This is a genomic window from Roseibium album (assembly GCF_001404515.1).
Classification (GTDB): domain Bacteria; phylum Pseudomonadota; class Alphaproteobacteria; order Rhizobiales; family Stappiaceae; genus Roseibium; species Roseibium album.
The window spans coordinates 777093-799665 of sequence record NZ_CXWE01000002.1 but is presented as its reverse complement, the minus strand read 5'-3'; the positions used below and the strand labels follow the sequence as shown (position 1 = coordinate 799665).

Sequence of the window (22573 nt, the reverse complement as noted above, 5' to 3'; positions counted from 1 at the left end):
GCATTGCCGCAGCGAACGTATCGCTGCCGAAACCTGTCGTTTCGTCCTGTCACGAATCCTCTTCCGGATCCGTCGACCAGTCAGCCTGATCGCTGCTTCTTGTGCGGTCGTCAGCATGTTCCGCCGGAACCGCAACAATTGGGACAGTATACCTGTCCTATTCTAGGCGGGCGGAACATGACAGATTTCACCGCCATGGGCAAGTGTGTTTCTGTGCGGCCGCATTATAATTGTTTCGCCTCAAAAGTGCCAATTGTCTGGAAAGGTCAAATTCGGCAGATTTTTCGTAAGATTCTTTCGTCTGTGAAAATCTGAGCATTACCTGCTCGCAAATCGGTCACAGGCGTTTGATTTCCTATTTATCAGCAATATGCTCATCTACGTGCTGCGCCCGCGCTGTATTTAGAAGAGCGTTGGCCTCGATTGGAATTTAGTTCGACCAGAGGAGTTCGAAATGAAGCATAAGGCTATGTCTGCAGCAATTGTCGCTGGTGCCGTTGCAACAGCGGTTGCCGGTCTGTCCGCGACCGCGCCGGCCCACGCCCAGGCGAAAGAAAAGTGCTACGGAGTGTCCCTGAAAGGCCAAAACGACTGTAAGGCGGGTGCCGGAACCACTTGTGCAGGTACATCCACCGTTGATTACCAGGGAAATGCCTGGACTCTTGTCCCGAAGGGTACCTGCGTTTCCATGGATCTGCCTGACGGTCGTCACGGCTCTCTGACCGAACTTGATCGCGATCTGCCGGAAGCATAAGTCCGGATCTGTTTATTGCTGTAAGTACAGCCGTTTATTCGGGCAGGCGGGTCTAGCACGCCTGCCCGGCTATCGATACTGCCTGCCCATGGAGCAATTCATGTCCGTTCAACCTTCTCGTCCAGACCGAACAGACGCAACAGTACCGGCGCGTGCGGGTGCGGGGCTAAAAGCGGAACATGTCGAGGAAATCCTGACTTCCTCTGCAGATATCGGTTTTTTTGAAGTTCATGCGGAAAACTATATGGGCGCAGGGGGGAAACCGCATCGTCAACTCGAGGCGATCCGTGACGTTTACCCGCTTTCGCTTCATGGCGTCGGGCTCTCGATCGGCGGTGAACAGCCGCTGGACAAGGATCACCTTCAGAGACTTGCCGCGCTCAACAAGCGCTACGAACCCGGTCTGTTCTCCGAGCACCTGGCCTGGTCGACGCACGACACGACCTACTACAACGATCTTCTACCCGTCCCCTATGACAAGGCGACCCTTGACCGGGTCTGCGAACATATCGAAGAAGTTCAGGACGTCGTCGGGCGCAAGATGCTGCTGGAGAATCCGTCGACTTACGTTGCCTTCGAGCAAAGCACGATGAGCGAGATCGATTTCCTCAAGGAAATCACACGCCGCACGGGATGCGGTCTGCTGCTCGATGTCAATAATGTCTATGTTTCGTGTACCAACCACGAACGTTCGGCCGAGACCTATCTTTCGGAATTTCCGATTGGTGATGTCGGTGAGATTCACCTCGGAGGCCATGCGCCGGATGTGGATGACGCTGGCCGACCCCTGTTGATCGATGCACACGACCGGGAAGTCGATGACGCCGTTTGGCCACTTTATGAAATGATTGTCAGCCAAACCGGCCCTTTGCCGACACTCATCGAGTGGGATAACGAAGTTCCGGTCTGGTCGGTCCTGCTTGCCGAAGCACAGGCAGCGGAGCGGATCCTTCATCGGGCCTCCGCAACGGGTTTGCAGCGTGCGGTCTGAGATGGATCTACCCGAGTTTCCCCCAAAAGTGGGTGTCGGCGATTTCGGGGAGGCACTCTGGAACCCGGAAGCCGCCACGCCGCCGGGCCTGATCGGGCCGGACGGATTGACGGCCCCGAAGCGTTTCAACGTCTATCGTAACAACGTGATCGTCAGTCTCTGTGATGCGCTGGAACAAACGTTTCCCGCGCTCCAGAATTTGCTTGGCGAGGACTATTTCAAGGCACTGGCGCGGGCATTTGTCGTGCAGCATCCGCCGAAGTCTCCAGTGCTCATCTGGTACGGGTCTGATTTTCCGGACTTCATTGAAGCTTTTCCGCCGCTGGCCAGCTATCCGTATCTGGCAGACGTCGCTCGGGTCGAGTGGGCCTGGGTACAGGCCTATCACGCTGCAGATGTTGCCCCGTTGGACCCTGCTGCACTTGGAAGCGTGGACCCGAATGTACTAGGTTCGATCAGATTCGAAAAACACCCGGCGGCTGCACTCATAATGTCCAGCTGGCCTGTCTGGGACTTGGCGCGCGCAAACAGGTTTGAACCCGACGAGGAAATTCGCGTCGATCTGGACAGGTCTCAATCGGTCCTGATCGCGCGACCGGAATTTGATGTGGAGCTCTTGCAGCTCCGGCCTGGTGGAGACGTTTTCCTGAACGCTCTCCTGTCAGGGGCAACACTGGGCGAAGCTGCAGCACTGGCTGAAGGACAGGTTGCGGAATTTTCATTGTCCGACTGTCTGTCGGATTGTCTTTCAATTGGTGTCTTCACAGACCTCGTAACGGCTTGAACAGATAACTGCCGGAGGTCCTTGCTTGAAAGGGAAGGGGGAATTTATGGGTGCTCTCATCGGATTCTTCGTAAGATTGTACACAGCGGTATTCGGTACGCTGGAACGTATTACCAATGGTTGGCTGCTGGGACTGGCGTCCAGGTTCATATTTGCAGCGGTTCTGCTGCAGTTCTTCCTGAATTCGGCCATGACCAAAATAGGTGGCAGCATTACGAACATCTTCACGCCGACCGCCGGCGCATATGCGCAAATGCTGCCCCAGATGATGGAGCAGGTAAGCTATGACACCAGTCAGATCGCGTTCTTCCCTTACGGTCTGATGGTCCTCGCCGGAACCTGGGGTGAGTTTATCTTGCCGGTCCTGGTGGTGGTCGGATTGTTCACACGATTTGCAAGCCTGGGCATGATCGTTTTCATCATTGTCATGTCCTATGTGGATATTACCGGACACGGCGCCGACGCAAAGACGATTGGTGCTCTGTTCGACGGTGAACCCTACGCGATCATTTCCGATGACCGCCTGCTCTGGATCTTCCTGCTGCTGGTGCCGACTCTCAAGGGACCGGGTGTGATCTCGCTCGACTGGTTGTTCGGGCGCATGTACCGCAAGCGGGAAATGTACTACTGAGCAAATTCAGGTTGCCGGTTTCCGGACGAGGTGCTTAAACCGGCACATGAACTTCGCAAGCGACAATTGGGCGGGTGCGGCTCCGGCGGTGATGTCGGCGCTGACCCGCCATAATTCCGGGTACGCACCGGCCTACGGCACAGACCAGCTGACCGACAGCATCAACCAGAAATTCAACGACATTTTCGAGCGTGAAGTCGCCGTGTTTTTCGTGGCGACGGGAACGGCTGCCAATGCACTTTCCCTGGCCGCCTATAGCAAGCCCGGTGGAGCGATTTTCTGTCACCGGGACAGCCATATCAATATCGACGAATGCAACTGCCCGGAATTCATGACCAGCGGCAACAAACTTGTCGGCATCCCCGGCGACGAGGGCAAGATTGCACCGGAAACCCTGAACGAGGCGATGTCCGCATTTCCGGACGGGGTGGTGCACCATGGCCAGGTCGCATCGGTTTCGATCAGTCAGGCAAGCGAATGTGGAACTGTCTATTCGCTCGACGAGATAGCAGCCATCAAGGAAATCGCGAATTCTCGCTCGGTGCCACTTCACATGGACGGCGCCAGGCTCGCGAACGCGCTGGTCACGCTCGACTGCACTCCGGCGGAGATGACCTGGAAATCGGGTGTGGATGTCTTGTCCTTCGGAGCCACGAAGAACGGCTGCTGGTGTGCCGAGGCGGCGGTCTTCTTTGATGCCGATGCCGCCATGAACTTCGAGTATTTCCGCAAGCGCGGTGGACACCTTTTTTCCAAGAGCCGGTTTGTTGCAGCGCAATTTGACGGATATTTCGAAAACGACAACTGGCTTGCCACGGCAAGACACGCCAATGATGCTGCGACCAGACTGGCACACGGTATCCGGGCTGCCGGCGGGCGGACGGCCTGGGCGGTCGAGGCAAACGAGTTGTTTCCGATCCTCAGGCGCCACCAGTTCGACACGCTCCAGTCCGCGGGTGCGAAAATCTACGAGTGGCCGGCCAAGGACCTGTCGCCGGAACACGCGCCGGCAAAGGACGAAGTCTGCTTTCGCATGGTGACCAGTTTCGCGACGCAAAGAGAAGACGTCGAGGCGTTTTTGAACACGCTCGCCGGGACGCTCTGAATCTCCAGCTCATTTGACCGTAGCCGGCTCAAAGGCCGGGACGGCCTCAAGCTGAAAGGTCATTGTCGGACGCCCGACTGTGCCCGTGCGTTGACATTGCGTTTTTTGAATATTGTCATCTTGGCTGCGAGCCGGGTCACACAGCACTGAGGGATCGGGACCCGGACTAGGCTGGGGACGGCGATGGCGATGGCTGGAGGTTTGCGCTTCGCCCTGACGTGATGACAAGGATTGCACAACATCAGGAAAGGCGCCTGGTTTCCCAGGCGCCCCGATTTTCCAAAGCTACAGGATCAATCCTGAAGGCTTAGTGAGCCTTGGATTCGATCTGCTTGGACGCGCTGGATGTGATTTCTATCTTGCGCGGTTTCATGGCTTCAGGAATTTCTCTGACGAGGTCAACATGCAGCAGGCCGTTTTCCATGCTTGCACCGTTAACACGGACGTGCTCGGCGATCTGGAAACGGCGCTCGAATGTGCGCGATGCGATGCCGCGATACAGGATTTCCTTGTCGGAATCTTCTTCCGATTTTTCGCCCTTGATGGTCAGAACGTGTTCCTTGGCTTCCACCGAGAGTTCGTCGTCCGTGAAGCCGGCGACGGCCATGGTAATCCGGTAGGCGTTTTCGCCGGTACGTTCGATGTTGTAGGGCGGATAGCTCGGGGCGTCGTTGCCGGCTGTGTCCAGCATCGAGAAGAGACGGTCGAAACCGACGGTAGAGCGGTAGAGGGGGGAGAAGTCCAAGTGACGCATTTAAGTGTCCTCCTTTGAGCAACGGATACTTCACTGATTTTGATGTTTCCCCTGTCCCCCATTATTGGCGGGACCGGAGCGTTTCGCAGACCCTGTTTGGCGCCTGCAGGTGTGAGGTGGGAATTTCGCAATCCGATTTCAAGGGCATGACGCTGCGGCTCTCTTCACACATGAACACCAGATGAACGGGGTCTTCCGCTACGGTTCAAACGGAGTGAGGCATCTTCCAGTCAACGTCAGCATGGCGCTGGCGGTCAGATCAGGAGACGAGAAATGTCCGCATTTGCCTCAAAACTTTCCGCGCCGATCGCAGGTGCCATTCTGATGGCCACAATCGGCTTCGCTCCGTCAGCGTCTGCTGCACCGCTTTCGATTGCAAAACAGATCCAGGCATCACAAGACGCCCCGATCGTACAGGTTCATCACAAGAAGAAAAAGCATGGCAATCGCCGCGGCAACGGCTGGCATGGTGGCCACGGTGGCGGACATTATTCACTCGGCCCGCGCCAGATCCGCCGCAGCCTGCGTCATCGGGGTTTCCACAGGATCAGGATCATCGACCGCCGCGGTCCCATGTACATCGTCAAGGCTATCGGATGGCGGGGCATGCCGGTCAAGCTTGTTGTCGATTCGCGCACTGCGCATATCGTTCGCAGCCGGCCGATCGGGCATGGCCGACGCGGAGGGCACGGTGGGCACGGTGGGCACGGTGTTTTCTGGCAGCACAGCTGGTGATTCGGCGAAAATCATGTTCATTTCCAGGCCGGTCCCAGAGACCGGCCCGAAGTCTGTTGTCGCCCGGACCGATCCCCGCTATCAAATGAGGTCATGAGTCTCATTGAAATTCCCGACAACCCGGTGCCGGACGGGACAAAGACCGGGTTCGTCACAACACCGGACGGCATTAAGATACGTTACGCGCATTGGCCTACGGCCGGCGGGCCGCGACGCGGCACCGTGACTCTTTTGCAGGGGCGCGCGGAATTTATCGAAAAATACTTTGAAGTGGTCCAGGACCTGCGCCGGCGTGGATTTGACGTTGTCGCCTTCGATTGGCGCGGGCAAGGGGGGTCCCAGCGTGTCACCCGAAATCCCCGTCGGGGCCACATATCGAATTTCAAGAAATTCCGATTGGATCTGCGCACGGTTTTGAAGGAAGTTTCGCTTGCGACCTATCCCGGCCCGCATTTCGCTCTTGCGCATTCCACCGGAGGCCTGGTGCTGCTGTCGGACACCGAGCGATTGCGCACGATGCTCGACAGGGCTGTCATCACCGCACCATTGTTGGGTTTGCCTTCCGGAGCCTGGTCTCCCGGTCTTGTTGCGGCAAGGCGCTGGGTATTGCGCAAGCTTACATTTGGACTTCTGGGAAAACCGCCGCTGAGAGCCAAGGCCCCGAAGACGTCGGCGGCCGTCGAGAAATTCGGATTTGGCCTGGCTCGGATTTTCTCCCTGATCGGACTGGGCCGGCTTTATATCCTGGGCGGCAATGGCAAGATCTTCGTGCCGTTCGAGACCAATCGCCAGACATCCGACCAGACCCGTTTCGATCGTTTCAACAAGGTCCTCGAAAAAGCACCGGAACTTGGTATCGGATCCCCGACCTTCGGCTGGCTGAATGCGATGGCGCGCACCATGATGCCGCTGCGCAGACGACAGGCCGGCCCCGGGATCAAGCTGCCCTGCCTGATGCTCGGGGCTGGCGAGGACAGAATTGTCTCAACGCCGGCTATTGAGGATTTTGTCGCCCGGACAAGATCTGCGGCCTATGTCGAAATTGCAGGCGCCGCACATGAGTTGATGATGGAGCGCGATGTCTTCAGGGACCAGTTCTGGGCTGCATTCGATGCCTTCGTCCCGGGTCTGGAAGCGGTTCAGGAACTGGAAGATGCCGACTTGTCGACGATTTCCGTCCACAACACCGGGAAGGAAACTTCGGACCCTGCAGAAGTCAGACAGGTTTAGCCAGTTCCTTCAGAAGTATGTCATGCAGGCGCGGGTCTCCGGTCGCAAGAATCTGTCCGCCCTCTGACGGCGATCCGCCGGTCCAGGTCGTGACGACTCCACCAGCTCCCTCGATGATCGGGACAAGCGCGACGATGTCATAGGCCTGAAGACCCGTTTCGATGACGGCGTCGCCCTGCCCGGCGGCGACCATGCAATAGGCGTAGCAATCGGTCCCGTATCTCGCGAGTTGGACAGAAGCTTCGATGCGGTCGTAGACATGGCGCTCCGACGCGGTGAAAATTGCTGGAGTCGTTGTGAATATCGTCGCGTCCGCGAGCCGGTTGCAAGGCCGGGTTTTCAACGATTTTTGTCCAAGGGGCCCCTGGTACCAGGCGTGTTCCCGATCACCGGCGAAGCGTTCGCCGACATAGGGCTGTACCATCATGCCCAGGCTCGGCGTTCCCAGGGTGCGGAGCCCGATCAGCGTTCCCCAGGTCGGCAGGCCGGTGATGAAAGCGCGTGTACCGTCGATCGGATCCAGAACCCAGACGTTTTCCGCATCCAGATTCTCGGCTCCATGTTCCTCACCAAGTATACCGTGGTCCGGATAAGCAGTGTTGATCAATTCCCGCATGACGGTTTCGCCATTCCTGTCGGCAATCGTGACAGGGTCGAAACCTTCATTCCGTTTGTTGTCGACCGCAAAGTCCTGGCGGAAATGGGGCATGATGGCTTTCGCAGACGCGTCAGCCAACCTTTCCAGAAAGGGAGCGAATTCGTTTGAACCGGAAACGGGCGTGGTCATCATCATTTCCCATGGTGAAACGCGAACAGGCGACGTCGAAAATTACCGAAGTGCCGCTTGTATAACCTGTTCTGCTGAAAATTGAATCGGCAATATCGCGATAAATGCCCATAGTTTGTACAGGAGGGCCCCTGATTCAGGCTTGACCTTTGTGCGGTGCGGTGCGATTTTATTGCGGTGCGGTATCCGTACCGCATCGCCCTCCTTGGGCGTTTCCTCCCTAGACTCGGGCCGCCTCATTTGAGTGCGGCCTCTTTTTTTTGGAGAGGCGCTATTCGGCTGCTATTGAATCGGCGGGCAGCGCGGCGTCCGGCATGGCAATCAATTCCTTTGCAAATTCACCGAGATTGCGGAAAAGGTCCTCAAATCCCGCAGACGGCTCGTGGGAGCCTTCATCCATGTAGAGGCCGCGGTTGATCTCGATTTGCAACGCATGCAGGCCACTGGCAGGCCGACCGTAATGCTCTGTAATGAAGCCGCCCGCATAGGGCTTGTTACGGCTTACGCTGTATCCCATGTTGCGCAGGATCGTGCAGGCATATTCTGTCAATTCACCATTACAGCTTGTTCCGTATCGATCGCCAAGAATGAAATCGGGGCGAGAATCGGTCGTCTGACATTTCACGCTCGACGGCATTGAATGACAATCGATCAGGACCGCATAGCCGAAGGTGACGTGGGTTTGTGCCAGGAGACGGCGCAGTGTCGAGTGGTAAGGCTTGTAGATTTCCTCGATCCTGCCGAGCGCTTCCTCGACCGGCAGCCTGTGTCGGTAGATCTCGTGGTTTTCGCTGACAATGCGCGCGACCGTGCCCAGTCCACCGGCGACCCGTATCGACCGGACATTGGCGTAGGTTGGCAACCTGCCATCGAACATTTTCGGATCAAGCTCGTAAGGTTCCCGGTTCACGTCGAGATATGCGCGTGGAAAATGCGCCCTGAGAAGCGGAGCACCAAGCGGAACGACATGAGCAAACAGATCATCGACGAACGCGTCTTCCGAGCGCCTTATGGAGCTTTCGTTGAGGCGGGATGATGCCAGAAAGTGTTGCGAATACTGACGTCCCGAATGTGGTGAGTTGAAAACGAAGGGAACCCGTTGATCGGCGGGGCACAGAACTTCAAATGCAGGTAAGCCGTTAAAGTCGACTTCGAAGGGCGAATTGAATGTGGGCTGTGTTTCTTCCGTCAAATTGTTTATCCCGCTTGTTTGACTTCTGGGCCAGGCCTCTCCAACGGTTTCTGAAAACCTTCGCCTATGGTGCCAAGGAATCAACACGCAGTCCACAGTCACTCGATCAAAAGCTCTGAAGAACCAATTCTCCCTATCATTCTGTGGAATTCGAGCTATAACCGGCAAAAGGTGTGACCCGACGCCGCCTAACCGAAATATGAGGAATGGTTTTCTACGATGTCGCGTATCCTGCTTGCTGAAGATGATAACGATATGCGCCGCTTTCTGGCGAAAGCCCTGGAAAATGCCGGGCATGATGTCGTCTCGTTCGACAATGGCAGAAGCGCTTATGAGCGATTGCGCGAAGAGCCGTTTTCTCTGCTACTGACTGATATTGTCATGCCGGAGATGGATGGTATCGAACTGGCGCGACGGGCGACGGAACTGGATCCTGACCTGAAGGTCATGTTCATAACGGGTTTCGCGGCGGTTGCGCTAAACCCCGAATCCGACGCTCCCAAGGATGCCAAGGTTCTGTCGAAACCCTTCCATCTGAAGGATCTCGTTCAGGAAGTGGAGCGTATGCTGGCGGCCTGATGGTCCGTGGTCAAAAGCATCTGACCGGACTGGGGAAATTTTGACGGTTCGGTGAAAAAGGGGGGTTGCACTGACTGGCGATCCCCGTTATATCGCACTCCACCACGGCGCGGCGGCGCCGGGATGCCGAAAATTTCGGGCGTGTAGCTCAGCGGGAGAGCACTTCGTTGACATCGAAGGGGTCACAGGTTCAATCCCTGTCACGCCCACCATTGTTGCGCTGATTGATCGTTTCAAGATGCGCAGGCTGATCAAATGACTGGCGCAGGAACTGCAGCAGCTTTGGGATCAGCCATTGAACGTGAGCGCCTCAGGCGCTCATTTGGTTTAAAGTAACAGGGCCCTCACGGGGGGACAGTGACATGAAGATCAAGAATTCGCTCAAAGCACTGATGAACCGCCATCGCGACAACCGCATGGTTCGCCGCAAAGGCCGCGTGTTCATCATCAACAAGAAAAACCCGCGTTTCAAGGCACGTCAGGGCTGACCCTGCTGCTGTGCGTTGCGCTGAGGGATGCAGAAAAATCCTTCAATGCGAAGTGGTTAGTCGACCATTGATGTTGGCTTCGCGCTGTTAAACGGCGTTGCGCACGAAGAAGTGTCAAATTCCCGGATTGACCGCCGCATTCAACGACCCATAATCGTTGGATGCGGATTTTTGTGTTTACCCTTCTGGTTTTCCTGACGCCCGTCCTCGCCGGGGCACAACCTGTTCCTGATCTCGGACCGGAGGTCGAACCTCCGTCTGCAGAAGACTTCAATCCGTTGCCGGAAGTTCTGCCGGACGCGGGCGGCCAGGTTGTCGTCGAGGAAGCCGATCCGGAGGACGAGCAGTCGCGTCTGGACGAGCTGTTTGAGGATCTTGCCGGAGCCGACGAACCGTCGGCGGCAGAACGCACGGCGCGTGAGATCCAGATGATCTGGATGCAATCTGGAAGCGACACAGTCGATATTCTGATGTCGCGTGCAGGCAAGGCGATCCAGGGTGAGGATCATGCGCTTGCGCTTGATCTCCTTGATGTGGTTGTTGTTCTCAAACCCTCATATGCAGAAGGCTGGAACCGCCGGGCGACCGTGCACTACATGCGTGAGGAATTCGGAAAATCGCTCGTGGACATCGAACGCACGCTTGCGCTTGAACCGCGTCACTGGGGCGCGCTTTCAGGACTTGCGATCATCCAGCGACGACTGGGTTTTGATACTGAAGCCCTGCGAACCTTCAAGCGAGCGCTGGAAGTCAATCCCGGCCTTGAAAACGCCGTTGAGGCAATTGAAGACCTGGAAAAGAAAGCAGAAGGCGCGCCGGCGTGAACATCATTGAACCATAGTGTCTTGAATGTCCGGGCGCGGGTGCTATGTCCGCGCTATGGTGACAATTATCTTCTTGCTTTGCGTTCTTCCGCTTACGGCCTTCGGCTATACCCTTTTCCGGCTGCGCAGAATGAGTTTCCAGATAAAACCTGATGGGGCTTTTGCGGAAATCGATGGTGTCCGCATCCACTATCATTATTTTCCTGTCGGCGAGGAAGACCTCCACACGCCCACACTCGTGTTTCTCCACGGTGCCAGCGGCAATGCCTACGACATGCGTCTCGCCTTTCTGGAGGCTCTCAAAGGCAAATACAGCCTGCTATTCGTCGATCGCCCGGGTCTTGGGTTTTCAGGTGGAAAATCAGGGACACACGATTTGCCATCCGGTCAAGCAGATGTCATCGCGACACTCCTGGAAAGACTGGAAATCGAAAAGTCGATCGTCGTGGGACATTCGTTTGCCGGTTCTGTCACGGCAGCGCTCGGCCTCTGCGCTCCGAAGCGGGTCAAGGGGCTTGTTTTTCTTGCTCCTGTCAGCCACCCGTGGCCAGGCGGGGTCAACTGGTATTATTCCGTTGCTTCGTGGCCATTGATCGGTCCCGCCTTTTGCTGGACCTTCACACTTCCGATCGGCAACCTGCTGGCTCCCGCAGCCATGACAAACGTGTTTCTACCCGACCAGCCGCCCGGAAACTATGACGCGGAGATCCGGCTGCCCTTGTTGTTCCGACCTGCGTCCTTTCGTGCCAACGCGAATCAGATCGTGCATCTGAATGCGGCTGTGGCAGATCAGTCGAAACGGTATTGCGAGATAAATCAGCCGTCTCTTGTGGTTACCGGAACGGAGGATACGGTCGTCTGGCCTTCAATTCATTGCGAGGGGCTGCTGCGGGACCTGCCGCAAGCGCAATTGATGTGCCTCGACCATGCCGGTCACATGCCGCACCACACGCACACGGACATGATTGTGAAGGGCATCGAGCGGCTCGTTCACAAGATCGAAGGTAAGGAAGAGGTGCCGTCAGCTGAGCGGCGCAGTTGCGACCCGGTTGTTAAAATCTGAGCAGTGGTTCGCACCTCTGCCCAGACCTTTCAAACGATTAGATCGTCAAATGCCGCCCTGACCGTCGTTGCCGACAAATGCTATCCGCAACATGTTTGTCGACCCTGGCGTGCCAAAGGGTACACCGGCAGTGACGATCACCCGCTGGCCGGGCTTTGCAAATCCTTCGGAAAAGGAAATGCGACAGGCACGGTCGATCATGTCTTCCTCGTTTGAGGCATCTTCACTGACAACGCAATGGAGCCCCCATCCGAGAGACAGCCGGCGTGCGGTTGCCAGAACCGGCGAAAGAACAATCACAGGTGAAGATGGACGCTCGCGAGACGCTCGCAGACCGGTTGCACCCGACGTGGTGTAGCAGACGACGGCAGCAAGATTGAGGGTCTCTGCGATTTGGCGGGCAGCGGCTGAAATCGCGTCGGCACCCGTCGCCTCCGGTTCAGCACGCTGAGCGTCGATGATCGTGCGGTAATTGCTGTCCTGCTCGACCTGATGCGCAATCTTGTCCATCGTGGAGACAGCTTCGATCGGGAAGTCGCCCGCAGCCGATTCAGCCGACAGCATGACCGCATCGGCGCCTTCAAACACCGCGGTCGCTACATCGGAGACTTCCGCGCGTGTCGGGACAGGCGCGGAAATCATCGATTCCAGCATCTGCGTCGCGATCACGACCGGCTTGCCTGCCCGCCGACAGGCGCGTGTGATGCGCTTTTGCAGTCCGGGAACATGTTCCAGCGGCATTTCCACGCCCAGGTCACCGCGCGCGACCATGATTGCGTCGGAGAGCTCTATGATTTCGTCGAGGCGGCCGATCGCCTGCGGCTTTTCGATCTTGGCCAGTACACCTGCCCGGCCACGGGTGATCTTGCGAACTTCGGCCAGGTCATCCGGGCGCTGCACAAAGGAAAGTGCGACCCAGTCGACTCCCTGTTCGAGCGCTGCAATCAGGTCCTTGTGATCCTTCTCCGTCATCGCGCTGGTCGCGATTTCCGAATCCGGCACGCTGACTCCCTTGCGATCGGACAGCTTGCCGCCGACAACGACTTCGGTAACAGCTTTTGTATCGCTTGCCTCGATCACATTCAGCTGGACCTTGCCATCGTCCAGCAGCAACCGGTGACCTGGTTCCAATGCCTGGAGGATTTCCGGATGCGGAAGATGAACACGATTGACGTCGCCGCCTGACGTGTCGGCGTCAAGCGTGAAAGTCGCTCCATTTTCCAAAATCACCGGCCCGCCGGAAAATGTTCCGACACGCAGTTTCGGGCCCTGCAAATCGGCAAGAATGCCGATCGGTCGCCCAACTTTACCTTCAACAGAACGAATGCGCTCTACGAGCAGTTTCAAACGATCATGGTCTGTATGGCTCATGTTGATGCGGAAGACGTCCGCACCGGAGCGATACAGGTTTTCAATGATGTCTTGTTCTGTGGAAGAGGGTCCGAGAGTTGCTAGAATTTTAACTCGCCGGTTTCGCCTCATCGCCCACCTGTCCCTTGTTGCACGGGTTCAGTCAGCTGAACCGTCCAGCTGCTTTGCTCTCCCGTGTCGATTTCAAAAAAGCCTGTCCGCTCAAAACCGCGAGCTACACAGTCCTCAATTCCGCGAATCGTGAATTCTTTTTCCCGGGTACACATGAAGGCCCGGCCACCCCATTCGCCAAACTGATCGTAGTCAACTGCGTAGATGTAATAATAGCGTGACACGAGGGCGCCCGGAACCAGAGTCTCGCACGAATTGGAGGCAAGGTTCCACCAGCCCTCGGTAACCCAGTCCGCCTTGTCCTTGTAGCCGATGGCTACGCCGACCTGACTGTCCGTCTTGTTGCAAAGCCTGAGATCGGCTTTTGCGTCGTCGCTGGTAATTGAGGAAAACAGCAATGCGAGGCAACCGGCGACAACTGTCCTCATAGGCGCGCCGATGCGTACCCGAGACCATCCTTGGTGCCGTTCCCCAACCTCAAACATATGCAGTCGTTCACTTTGCTGCTTTACTGACATTCGCTTTTTGCGTCGACAACAGGGTATTGTCAACGTCGTTAACAGGTTTAAGTGCAGACACTCACCCAACCGCGTTCCCGGGAACCGTTCAATTAATTCTGCCCGCAAGAACGATAACGACACCTATGTGGCCAGAATTGGGGCGGGAACATGGCGGTTTCCTCGCTGATAGATGTTAGCCGTCAATAAAGCGTATACTCATGATGCTTTGCGACCCTCAAGGCTCCTGAATTCACAGAGTTTTCCAGAGCTGTGTGCATTTTCGCGACGGACATCGAATCGAACCGCAAGGACTTGCGGGTTTTGCGCTTTCAGGCTTGGTTCTTCGGCCAGATTGACGTAAACCTGTGCGCCTGCGCATTCAGCGCCTGAGAAATTTCCACGAAGCGTGACATGACACAGACTGCAGCAATGGCCGGTGAAATTTTCCAACCGACCGAATATGTGAACGGCGACCTGAATTCCGGAATTCTGCTCCTGTGCGATCATGCCTGCAATGCAGTGCCGCCCGACTACGGGAGCCTGGGCGTCGCACCCGAGCAGTTCCAGCGCCATATCGGTTACGATATCGGTGCAAGGGCGGTCACGCTTGAACTCGCAAGGCGCCTCAATGCACCTGCCTGCCTGACAACCTATTCGCGTCTGTTGATCGATCCGAACCGCGGAGAAGACGATCCGACACTGATCATGCGCCTGTCGGACGGTGCGGTTGTTCCCGGAAACGTCACGATTGACGGCGAAGAACGGGCCTACCGCATAAATCAGTTCCACAAGCCGTATCATGACCTGATCGACCGGACGATCGATGCCATGATGCAGACTTCGGCGCCGCCTGTCCTCGTGTCGATCCACAGCTTTACGCCTGTGTGGCGCGGTCTCCCGCGGCCCTGGCACGCGACTGTTTTGTGGGACAGCGATCCGAGAGCGATCGAACCGATGCTGACCGGACTGAGAGACCAGAGAGATCTCGTCGTCGGCGACAATGAACCTTATGACGGGGCTCTCAAAAACGACACGATGTATCGGCATGCAACGCAGCGCGGGCTGGCTCATGTCTTGCTTGAACTGCGGCAGGATCTGATCGCAGAAGAGGGCGGGCAAATGGAATGGGCCGGTAGGCTGGAGCCGATCTTGCTGGGCATCGCCGGACAAACCGACTGCCGGAAAGTGACATTTTTCAAATCCCGCAACGACATTACCTGAATGGTGATGGTTGAGACGGAAGGAGTTCGTTGCAATGGACGATAATACGAAGCAGGAATTGGAAGCGGCCGTTTTCAGGCGCCTCGTCGACCATCTGCGCAACCGCACCGATGTCCAGAACATCGACATGATGAACCTGGCGGGTTTTTGCCGTAACTGCCTTTCGAACTGGTATCAGGATGCTGCGGAGGAAAAAGGTCTCTCCCTCGAGAAGGCTGATGCCCGTGAAATCGTCTACGGGATGCCCTACGGCGAATGGAAAGACAAGTACCAGACTGATGCGTCCGACGCCCAAAAGGCGGCCTTTGAAAAGAACAAGCCGCAACACTGAGATGTGCGGACCGTTCGTCACGTGCAGAGCGTACGGATCCGATCAGCGGTGATTTGAATTGAAAGGTATCCGGATGGGGCAGATATCATCCGGTGCTGGTCAATGATCGACGAATAGAAAGAAAAAAGGAGACCTTATTCCATGTCCGATCCTGGTGGAGTTGCAGCCGATCAGCTGCGGGCATTCATTGAACGCGTTGAGCGTTTGGAAGAAGAAAAAAAGGTGATCGCCGACGACATCAAGGACGTCTATGCGGAAGCCAAGGGTAATGGCTATGACGTAAAAATCCTGCGCAAGGTGGTATCACTGCGCAAGAAACAGCCGCATGAACGTGAAGAGGAAGAGGCTGTTCTCGACCTCTATCTCCATGCTCTTGGCATGGCGGGGCCGGCTGATCCCGAGAGCTGATTTTCTACATTGTGAAATAAAAAAGAGCGGCCAGAGAGCCGCTCTTTTCTTGTCTGGTCAGACCAGCCCAGGCAACAATCTTTACCGCGCGTAACGGACCGGCAGCACGACAATCGCAGGCCCCTCGAAACGGTCTGTTCTGAGCGAGCCGTAAGGCGCCTGGTCGAAGCTTGCAGCGACAAAGCGGTTTGCGGGCATCATCACGTTTTTCAATCGGCGCTGGTTGGGGTGACTCAACAGTGCAAATGTCTGGTGCCGTGTCGTTCCCGCACCTGAAAGAAGTGTCGGTTCGGACTTGTCAGGCAGGCTGGCAAACCCCGCCATGGGATCAATGATCTGGGCTCGCGGAATGCGGCCGGAAACGGACGGTTGCGCCGGAGCTCTACTGGCCTGAGGCGTTGCTTTTGCGCGTGTTACCGCTGCGTTCTCCTGAGAAGACGCAGAAGGCCGCAATGAGCGGTTCAGAACCGGTGGTGTTGCCGTCGCTGACGCATAAGCCAATGTAGTCTCAGGGCGGGGTGCCGGTGCCGGATAGGGTGGTGCGGTTCCTGTTGCTGCTGCAATCGCTGCAACGGCGTTGTCCGCCGGTGGATTGCCGATCGCGGGCTGTTCCCCGTCGATTCCAAGCTGTGCCGCCGCAACCTTCGCTGCTTCGCTCAAACCTGTGTCGGGCTTCTGGGAGGGTGCTGCCGCGGTCTGAAAGCGGGAATCGATCGCCTGGTTGGTCGGCTCGGGCTGACCGCTTTCAAGTGCGAAGCGTTGCGCATCCAGCGTGTTGGGTGCCGGCGGCGTTTCAATCGACTGAGGCGGTGTGGGCCCTGCGGGAACGGGTTTGGTGCCGGATGAAGCACTCGCCACGACAATCGGTTCAGTCACTTGCGGCTCAGGCTGGCTTTCCAGAACCTTGCGGGCCGGAACAGGCGGATTTTTAAGGACTGGTGACACGGCGGTCCGGGTCGCGTTCTTGTTGCCAACGGCGCCCGCCCGGTTCGCCTGGTCTTCATTCTTGTTGCCGCCGCCGCCGAACAGGCCGGCAAAGAGGTTGCCACCACCGCTGCGTTCAACGGGCTGTTCGCTGCCTGCCGATGTCAAAATCGGTTTGCCGGGTGCCGTCAGGTTCTGATCGCGCGTGGTCGGGGTCCGCGTAGCGGAGCCGGAGTTGGATCTGGTGCTGGAGGCAACAATGGTCGGCCGTGAAGTGCTTCGCTTGCCCGACTTGGATTCTGCAAGTGCGAGCTTGTAGCCTTTCATGGGCTTGCCGTCCGAGGGGATATGGAGAGTCTTGCCGCTGGGAAAGACCTTGGCAAGCTGTGAACGGCTCATCTTCGGCCAGTGGCGGACACGACCCGTGTCCATATGCACAAACGGCGAACCGGATCGCGGATAGTATCCGACTCCACCGATCTGCTTGCGCAGACCCGTGGCCCGAAGCCTGGCCAGATTGACGCCGGGAATGTAGAAGTCCATGGCCTTGCCGAGCGTATGCTGGCTGTTTTTGGCAACACCCCTGGAACGTTTTCGCAGCATGTTGTTGGTCGCAGGTGACCGATAGCTGGACACGACGTAGATGTGATCCTTGGCACGCACTTCGCGGTAGACTTCCCAGATCAGGTCGAGAAGTTCCGGATCCATCTTGGTGATTTCATTTCTGCGCCAGTCGCGCAGGAAACGGTTGGCCTCGCGCAGACCTGCGGGCAGATAACGGCCGTTTTTCTTGAAGGTGATGGAGACACGCTCTTTGGTGTGCGTGTTGTAAAGCTTGAGCGTACGGGTCTGAGCATGCGCAGCTGTCGCGACGCAGGCAAATGCGACGACAAACGCACTCACGATCTTCGCTGCCCGTTTCAGCCAACCGACGGCGCCGAAATCAACAAATCGGTTACGCAATCTCTATCTCGCCGTTCTTTGAGGGCCAAACGCCCATCCCATGCTCCCCAGCAGGAGACATACACTAACCGCTGCAGGTTAAGAAGTTTTTACCCTAATTCCGCTCGCTTGGTAATCGTGGCGGAATTGCAACGGTACGCATGCAATCAAGAAAAACCCTGCTTTTGGGCTGAATAAGGGCAGAATGCGTCAAAAAATCGTCCATTTTGACAAGTGACCGAGATTCCCGGCAACAATCATGCCGCGGCATTCCTGTCGTTGTCCTCCAGACCGTATTCCTTCAGCTTTCGATAAAGTGTGGATCGGCCGATTCCCAGGCGTTTTGCGACTTCCGTCATGCGTCCGGAATAATGGTTGATGGCTGCCCGAATCAGTTCTTCCTCAATGTCGGCCAATTTTCGGACATGACCCTCCCTGTCGAGGTTGCGCATGAAGCCGAAAGGCGCTGCGAATTCAAATCCGGATTGCGGAGAAGATGAGGACTGCTCTCCGGATGCGGGCCGGGCCTGCATGACAGGATCGGCCGTGGCCGAATGGGCCGGTGTTTCCTGCTCAGCCGGATGGTGTTGCACCGGTGCAACCGGTTCCACAGTCGGCTGGTCCACCGCTGCTGCAATCTGCGGAAAGTCATAAGCGGTCAGTTGAGCGCCATCACACAAGACCACTGCCCTGAAGACAGCGTTCTCAAGCTGGCGGATGTTCCCGGGCCAGTGGTAGTCCTGCAGCATCGCAAGGGTGTCCGCAGCAACACCTGCAACATGGGGTTTTCCCTCTTCCGCGGCAAAGCGTGCGAGGAAGTGCCGCGTCAGGGCCGGAATGTCCTCGCGCCGGTCGCGCAAGGGCGGGATCCAGATCGGAAACACGTTCAAACGGTAGTAAAGGTCTTCCCTGAAAACACCTTCCTTTACCTGGTCTATCAGGCGCCGGTTGGTCGCCGATATCAGACGGAAATCCACCTTCACGGGTCTTCTGCCCCCAATCGGATCGATTTCGTTTTCCTGGATCGCACGCAGGAGTTTCACCTGGACGTCCTGCGGCAACTCGCCGACCTCGTCCAGAAACAAGGTGCCGCCGTGCGCTTCCTGGAACTTGCCGACATGCTTGTCGACAGCGCCCGTAAAGGCTCCCTTTTCGTGCCCAAACAAAATGGATTCCACGAGGTTTTCCGGGATAGCACCGCAGTTGACGGCGACCAGCGGCTTGGACCTTCGATCGCTGGATCCCTGAATGGCGCTTGCGATCATTTCCTTGCCGACGCCGCTTTCCCCCTCGATCAGAATGGGGATGTTGGAGGCCGCTGCCCTTTTGCCAAGACTGATCACACGCTCCATCGCTGCGGAATGGGTGATGATGTCGGCAAAGGTCAGGGTCCCTGACGCCTGTTTCCGGAACCTTGTGATTTCGTCTTCAAGAGCGGAAGTTTTCAGCAGATTTCTGATGGACACATTGAGGCGCTCGGGGGCAACAGGTTTGACCACGAAGTCCTGTGCGCCCGCGTTCATGACGCTGACGACCGTGTCGATCCCGCCATGTCCCGTCTGGACGATCACCGGTGTGGCGTTCTTGTTACCGCGCAGCTGCTCCAGGACGCCCAGGCCGTCGAGTTCCGGCATGACCATGTCCAGAATGATCAGGTCGATCTCGCTGGCTTCCGGACCACTCATGACCCGCATGGCTTCAACGCCGTTTTCCGCCGTCTTCGAGCGATACCCGAATTTTTTCACAGCCTCTTCCAGGAGCCTGCGCTGGATCGGATCGTCGTCGACGATGAGAATTTTTCCGCTTGATGCTTGCATGGGTCGGATCAGTTCACTTCGATTTGTCTCGTTTCGAACCATTATGGTCGCAATCGGGTAAATAAATCGTCCAAGCATTCGTAAAAAAATCAGTATTCAGAATTGCGCCATTGTGGTTGCCCGTCCTACTAATCTGAGAACAGACAATTCCCCGCTCCGGCCGGAGCGGTTTCTTACCGGAGTGAAAAATGCCCCTTCCGCATCCAGTGCATGCACCCCAGTCAGCTGCGTCCGGTGATCTCGGAGCCTTGCCTGAATGGGATCTGACTGATCTTTATCCGTCGATGGATGCGCCGGAGGTCGCGCAGGATCTTCAGGAAAGCCTGGAACGGGCAAAGACATTCGAGGCTTCTTACAAAGGCCGCCTTGCGGAGATGGCGCAGGACAATGTTCCGGCCCTGGTGACCTCGATCCGTGCGTATGAGGATCTGGAAGACCTCATGGGCAGACTGATTTCGTTTGCGGGTCTGGTTTACGCCGGAAATACAATCGACCCGTCAGCACAGAAATTCTACGGCGATGTCCAGGAACAGATCACGACGGCCAGTTCGCATCTCCTGTTCTTCACGCTGGAACTGAACACGGTCGACGACGCTATTGTGGAGGCAGCGCTAGAGGACGGGCAACTGGCGCATTACCGGCCCTGGATAGAAGATCTGCGCAAGGGCAAACCCTACCAGCTCGAGGATCGCGTCGAGCAGCTGTTTCACGAAAAATCAGTGACGGGAAGCAACGCCTGGAACCGGCTGTTCGACGAAACGATGGCATCGCTGACATTCGAGGTTGACGGAGAAAAACTGGCGATCGAGCCAACCCTCAATCTTCTCGTCGATCCGTCGGCTGACAACCGTGGCAAGGCATTCGCCGCATTGAACGAAACGTTTTCGGAAAATCTGCGAACGTTCGCTCTGATTACCAATACGCTGGCCAAGGACAAGGAAATTTCGGACCGTTGGCGGAATTTCAAGGATATCGCCGATAGCCGCCACCTGGCGAACCGTGTCGAGCGGGACGTCGTCGATGCCCTTGTCGCTGCCGTACGTGACGCCTATCCCCGGCTCTCGCATCGATATTACCGTCTGAAGGCCAACTGGCTCGGAGTGGAACAGCTCAACTGCTGGGACCGCAATGCTCCACTTCCGGATGCTGATACCAGGGTTATTTCCTGGGACGAGGCCCGGCAGACGGTTCTGTCCGCGTATGATGCCTTTTCTCCGGAAATGTCCGAGATCGCGGGCAGGTTCTTCGATAAAGGCTGGATCGATGCGCCTGCGCGGTCCGGCAAGGCACCGGGCGCGTTCGCGCATCCGACGGTTCCGAGCGCCCATCCCTATGTTCTCGTCAACTATCAGGGCAAAATCCGGGACGTCATGACGCTCGCGCATGAGCTCGGCCATGGCGTACACCAGGTTCTTGCCGGCCATAACGGAACGCTGATGGCGCCGACGCCGCTGACGCTTGCTGAAACGGCAAGTGTTTTCGGTGAAATGCTGACCTTCAAGTCTTTGCTGGCAAAGGCGGACAACCCGCAGACACGCAAGATCATGCTGGCGTCAAAGGCCGAGGACATGATCAATACCGTCGTTCGCCAGATCGCGTTCTATTCGTTCGAGCGAAAGGTTCACACGGAGCGGCGGAACGGCGAGCTGACGTCTGACAAGATCGGTGAGCTCTGGATGTCTGTCCAAGGAGAAAGTCTCGGACCGGCCATCAAGCTGAACGAGGGATACGAGTCCTTCTGGACCTATATCCCGCATTTCATACATTCGCCTTTCTATGTCTACGCCTATGCGTTTGGAGACTGTCTGGTGAATTCGCTGTTTGCAGTTTATGAGGATGCCGAGACGGGATTTCAGGAAAAATACTTCGACCTGCTGAAAGCGGGTGGTACCAAACACCATTCCGAGCTTCTCACCCCCTTCGGCCTCAGCGCATCCGACCCGGATTTCTGGAAAAAGGGACTGTCGGTGATCGAACGCATCATTGACGAGCTTGAAGAGCTGGACGGGGCTTGACCCGGCGGACCGGACACGTATGCGACCGCCTGCCTCAGCTCCCTTTCGTCACAGGCCGTATGACGGCACGACGCAGCCTTTCACGGTCGGCCTGAGGCCGGTCGCCGAAGCAAGCTGGCTTGAGCCTGACGCTTTGCTTTGCGCCCATCTGGAAGAAAAGGAGCGGCTCTTCGCCGCGAACCTTCCGGCTGTGTTCAGAGCAGAGGACAACACCGCTGCGGCACAAGGCGAAGTGTTTGAGCTTGTGGTTGAGAACCTGAGGCGCTTTCACGAAGCAACGCATTCTTTCAATTCCGGAAACGTGCATCTGACGTCCACGGCGCGGCGGATCGCACTCGGTGAAGCGCAGGATCTTCTGACGGCATCGAAACTGGTTCAGGAAGACCTGGTGATCATGCGGCCGGGTCCGGAGGGGTACAGGATGGTCGCTGCTTCTCTTTGCTTTCCTTCTTCCTGGCGGCTGTCTGAAAAGTTCGGACTGTCGATGACGGGGATCCATGAGGGCGTTCCCGGCTTTAACCAATCGCGCATGGGGCAGGTGGTTGCGCGCCTGTTTGAAAACCTGAAGCCGGGCCAGTTGCTGTGCCGCTTCAACTGGTCAATCTATCCGGATGGTGAATTGCATCATCCACAGCCGGAGCGAATTGCCTTCAAGGTCAGCGCGAATTCCTTCGCCAGGCTGTTCCTGCGTGTTGAGCGGCAAACCTTGCGCAGGCTTCCCCGGAGCGGCGATATCCTGTTTACAATCAAGATCCACCACGATCCGCTTGCGGTTCTCTCCCGGCAGGAAGACCGGACGCTGATTGCTTCAAGCCTGAGAAAACAGCTTCTGGCACTGGACAACGACCAGCTGACCTACAAGGGGCTTGTTGCCGCGCGAGATGAAATCGCAATGCAGCTTGAGCAGGTTTAACCGGGCCGGGTGACGTTTTGTCTGCTGGTCCAACTGGATTTCTTTGCCGTAATCCATATCTGATGAGATATTGAGTTCCGGCTGGAGTGCAGCTGTGGAACCT

The 22573-nt window shown here is 56.8% G+C and carries 23 protein-coding genes and 1 tRNA gene; 17 read left to right on the top strand and 7 right to left on the bottom strand.

The annotated features are described in order from the left end of the window. The first annotated feature begins 454 nt into the window (after positions 1–454). From LA5095_RS08945 to LA5095_RS08925, 5 genes are all read left to right on the top strand, one after another. Positions 455–754, top strand: coding sequence for a BufA1 family periplasmic bufferin-type metallophore (locus tag LA5095_RS08945; protein WP_055113994.1), 300 nt, complete (start codon positions 455–457; stop codon positions 752–754). Positions 755–854: 100 nt separating this feature from the next. After that, a complete protein-coding gene (gene bufB, locus LA5095_RS08940; RefSeq protein WP_055114338.1) occupies positions 855–1745 on the top strand; it encodes an MNIO family bufferin maturase in 891 nt (296 codons plus the stop codon). Between the two features lies 1 nt (position 1746). Beyond that, positions 1747–2529, top strand: a complete 783-nt coding sequence (locus LA5095_RS08935; RefSeq protein ID WP_055113993.1) for an HvfC/BufC N-terminal domain-containing protein — start codon at positions 1747–1749, stop codon at positions 2527–2529. 46 nt (positions 2530–2575) lie between these two features. Then, positions 2576–3160, top strand: a complete 585-nt coding sequence (locus LA5095_RS08930) for a DoxX family protein (RefSeq protein WP_029066640.1) — start codon at positions 2576–2578, stop codon at positions 3158–3160. Between the two features lie 46 nt (positions 3161–3206). After that, positions 3207–4265 (top strand): threonine aldolase family protein, encoded by a 1059-nt coding sequence (locus LA5095_RS08925; protein ID WP_055113991.1) that lies wholly within the window; start codon positions 3207–3209, stop codon positions 4263–4265. A gap of 307 nt (positions 4266–4572) precedes the next feature. On the opposite strand, the gene LA5095_RS08920 is transcribed toward LA5095_RS08925, so the two are convergent. Next, positions 4573–5019: an Hsp20 family protein gene (locus LA5095_RS08920; protein ID WP_029066637.1), complete on the bottom strand. Its 447-nt coding sequence runs from the start codon at positions 5017–5019 to the stop codon at positions 4573–4575. 273 nt (positions 5020–5292) lie between these two features. Here LA5095_RS08920 and LA5095_RS08915 point away from each other — a divergent pair, with 273 nt between their 5' ends. Continuing rightward, positions 5293–5754, top strand: coding sequence for a hypothetical protein (locus LA5095_RS08915; RefSeq protein ID WP_055113989.1), 462 nt, complete (start codon positions 5293–5295; stop codon positions 5752–5754). 93 nt (positions 5755–5847) lie between these two features. Further along, positions 5848–6984 carry an alpha/beta fold hydrolase gene (locus tag LA5095_RS08910; protein WP_082442667.1) on the top strand — a complete coding sequence of 379 codons (1137 nt, stop codon included), beginning with the start codon at positions 5848–5850 and terminating at the stop codon, positions 6982–6984. On the opposite strand, the gene hisN is transcribed toward LA5095_RS08910, so the two are convergent. Further along, positions 6971–7777 (bottom strand): histidinol-phosphatase, encoded by an 807-nt coding sequence (gene hisN, locus LA5095_RS08905; protein WP_082442666.1) that lies wholly within the window; start codon positions 7775–7777, stop codon positions 6971–6973. The two genes, LA5095_RS08910 and hisN, sit on opposite strands and share 14 nt — an antisense overlap. 265 nt (positions 7778–8042) lie before the next feature. After that, a complete protein-coding gene (locus LA5095_RS08900) occupies positions 8043–8888 on the bottom strand; it encodes an N-formylglutamate amidohydrolase (protein ID WP_055114334.1) in 846 nt (281 codons plus the stop codon). A 294-nt stretch (positions 8889–9182) separates the two neighbouring features. On the opposite strand from LA5095_RS08900, the gene cpdR reads away from it, so the two are divergent. From cpdR to LA5095_RS08875, 5 genes are all read left to right on the top strand, one after another. Next, the gene (gene cpdR / locus LA5095_RS08895) at positions 9183–9542 is read left to right on the top strand and encodes a cell cycle two-component system response regulator CpdR (RefSeq protein WP_029060655.1); all 360 of its coding nucleotides are present in this window, start codon (positions 9183–9185) and stop codon (positions 9540–9542) included. Positions 9543–9679: 137 nt separating this feature from the next. Next, positions 9680–9754 (top strand) — tRNA-Val (locus LA5095_RS08890). Between the two features lie 150 nt (positions 9755–9904). Further along, the gene (ykgO, locus tag LA5095_RS08885) at positions 9905–10030 is read left to right on the top strand and encodes a type B 50S ribosomal protein L36 (protein ID WP_029060654.1); all 126 of its coding nucleotides are present in this window, start codon (positions 9905–9907) and stop codon (positions 10028–10030) included. Positions 10031–10203: 173 nt separating this feature from the next. Beyond that, positions 10204–10854, top strand: a complete 651-nt coding sequence (locus LA5095_RS08880; protein ID WP_208992598.1) for a tetratricopeptide repeat protein — start codon at positions 10204–10206, stop codon at positions 10852–10854. A gap of 130 nt (positions 10855–10984) precedes the next feature. Then, entirely contained in the window at positions 10985–11917 is a 933-nt protein-coding gene (locus LA5095_RS08875) for an alpha/beta fold hydrolase (protein ID WP_208992597.1), read from the top strand. Positions 11918–11962: 45 nt separating this feature from the next. Here the strand turns inward: LA5095_RS08875 and pyk are convergent, their stop codons facing one another. Further along, complete coding sequence (gene pyk, locus LA5095_RS08870; RefSeq protein ID WP_055113982.1) at positions 11963–13399, bottom strand: pyruvate kinase; 1437 nt, start codon at positions 13397–13399, stop codon at positions 11963–11965. Next, positions 13396–13827 carry a DUF1036 domain-containing protein gene (locus tag LA5095_RS08865; RefSeq protein WP_055113980.1) on the bottom strand — a complete coding sequence of 144 codons (432 nt, stop codon included), beginning with the start codon at positions 13825–13827 and terminating at the stop codon, positions 13396–13398. Before LA5095_RS08865 ends, pyk begins: the two co-directional genes overlap by 4 nt. 483 nt (positions 13828–14310) lie before the next feature. On the opposite strand from LA5095_RS08865, the gene LA5095_RS08860 reads away from it, so the two are divergent. The 3 genes from LA5095_RS08860 to LA5095_RS08850 all read left to right on the top strand — a co-directional run bounded on the left by LA5095_RS08860 (position 14311) and on the right by LA5095_RS08850 (position 15859). Further along, a complete protein-coding gene (locus LA5095_RS08860) occupies positions 14311–15120 on the top strand; it encodes an N-formylglutamate amidohydrolase (protein WP_055113978.1) in 810 nt (269 codons plus the stop codon). 34 nt (positions 15121–15154) lie between these two features. Further along, complete coding sequence (locus LA5095_RS08855; RefSeq protein WP_029060649.1) at positions 15155–15451, top strand: DUF1244 domain-containing protein; 297 nt, start codon at positions 15155–15157, stop codon at positions 15449–15451. Between the two features lie 141 nt (positions 15452–15592). After that, positions 15593–15859, top strand: coding sequence for a DUF2312 domain-containing protein (locus LA5095_RS08850; RefSeq protein WP_055113976.1), 267 nt, complete (start codon positions 15593–15595; stop codon positions 15857–15859). 81 nt (positions 15860–15940) lie between these two features. Here LA5095_RS08850 and mepK read toward each other — a convergent pair whose 3' ends face one another. Continuing rightward, complete coding sequence (mepK, locus tag LA5095_RS08845) at positions 15941–17686, bottom strand: peptidoglycan L,D-endopeptidase MepK (RefSeq protein WP_408009564.1); 1746 nt, start codon at positions 17684–17686, stop codon at positions 15941–15943. A gap of 296 nt (positions 17687–17982) precedes the next feature. Then, positions 17983–19542, bottom strand: coding sequence for a sigma-54-dependent transcriptional regulator (locus tag LA5095_RS08840; protein ID WP_055114330.1), 1560 nt, complete (start codon positions 19540–19542; stop codon positions 17983–17985). Positions 19543–19730: 188 nt separating this feature from the next. On the opposite strand from LA5095_RS08840, the gene LA5095_RS08835 reads away from it, so the two are divergent. Together LA5095_RS08835 and LA5095_RS08830 are read left to right on the top strand one after the other, a co-directional pair. Then, a complete protein-coding gene (locus tag LA5095_RS08835; RefSeq protein WP_055113974.1) occupies positions 19731–21557 on the top strand; it encodes a M3 family oligoendopeptidase in 1827 nt (608 codons plus the stop codon). Then, entirely contained in the window at positions 21526–22470 is a 945-nt protein-coding gene (locus LA5095_RS08830) for a heme-dependent oxidative N-demethylase family protein (RefSeq protein ID WP_235808820.1), read from the top strand. The genes LA5095_RS08835 and LA5095_RS08830 overlap by 32 nt, the downstream gene beginning before the upstream one ends. The last annotated feature ends 103 nt before the right edge of the window (positions 22471–22573 follow it).

Bases quoted from the DNA above. Each gene is read 5' to 3' on its own strand.
- LA5095_RS08945 (WP_055113994.1), top strand. From the start codon at position 455: ATGAAGCATAAGGCTATGTCTGCAGCAATTGTCGCTGGTGCCGTTGCA.
- bufB (WP_055114338.1), top strand. From the start codon at position 855: ATGTCCGTTCAACCTTCTCGTCCAGACCGAACAGACGCAACAGTACCG.
- LA5095_RS08935 (WP_055113993.1), top strand. From the start codon at position 1,747: ATGGATCTACCCGAGTTTCCCCCAAAAGTGGGTGTCGGCGATTTCGGG.
- LA5095_RS08930 (WP_029066640.1), top strand. From the start codon at position 2,576: ATGGGTGCTCTCATCGGATTCTTCGTAAGATTGTACACAGCGGTATTC.
- LA5095_RS08925 (WP_055113991.1), top strand. From the start codon at position 3,207: ATGAACTTCGCAAGCGACAATTGGGCGGGTGCGGCTCCGGCGGTGATG.
- LA5095_RS08920 (WP_029066637.1), bottom strand. From the start codon at position 5,019: ATGCGTCACTTGGACTTCTCCCCCCTCTACCGCTCTACCGTCGGTTTC.
- LA5095_RS08915 (WP_055113989.1), top strand. From the start codon at position 5,293: ATGTCCGCATTTGCCTCAAAACTTTCCGCGCCGATCGCAGGTGCCATT.
- LA5095_RS08910 (WP_082442667.1), top strand. From the start codon at position 5,848: ATGAGTCTCATTGAAATTCCCGACAACCCGGTGCCGGACGGGACAAAG.
- hisN (WP_082442666.1), bottom strand. From the start codon at position 7,777: ATGATGATGACCACGCCCGTTTCCGGTTCAAACGAATTCGCTCCCTTT.
- cpdR (WP_029060655.1), top strand. From the start codon at position 9,183: ATGTCGCGTATCCTGCTTGCTGAAGATGATAACGATATGCGCCGCTTT.
- ykgO (WP_029060654.1), top strand. From the start codon at position 9,905: ATGAAGATCAAGAATTCGCTCAAAGCACTGATGAACCGCCATCGCGAC.
- LA5095_RS08875 (WP_208992597.1), top strand. From the start codon at position 10,985: ATGAGTTTCCAGATAAAACCTGATGGGGCTTTTGCGGAAATCGATGGT.
- pyk (WP_055113982.1), bottom strand. From the start codon at position 13,399: ATGAGGCGAAACCGGCGAGTTAAAATTCTAGCAACTCTCGGACCCTCT.
- LA5095_RS08865 (WP_055113980.1), bottom strand. From the start codon at position 13,827: ATGAGGACAGTTGTCGCCGGTTGCCTCGCATTGCTGTTTTCCTCAATT.
- LA5095_RS08860 (WP_055113978.1), top strand. From the start codon at position 14,311: ATGACACAGACTGCAGCAATGGCCGGTGAAATTTTCCAACCGACCGAA.
- LA5095_RS08855 (WP_029060649.1), top strand. From the start codon at position 15,155: ATGGACGATAATACGAAGCAGGAATTGGAAGCGGCCGTTTTCAGGCGC.
- LA5095_RS08850 (WP_055113976.1), top strand. From the start codon at position 15,593: ATGTCCGATCCTGGTGGAGTTGCAGCCGATCAGCTGCGGGCATTCATT.
- LA5095_RS08840 (WP_055114330.1), bottom strand. From the start codon at position 19,542: ATGCAAGCATCAAGCGGAAAAATTCTCATCGTCGACGACGATCCGATC.
- LA5095_RS08835 (WP_055113974.1), top strand. From the start codon at position 19,731: ATGCCCCTTCCGCATCCAGTGCATGCACCCCAGTCAGCTGCGTCCGGT.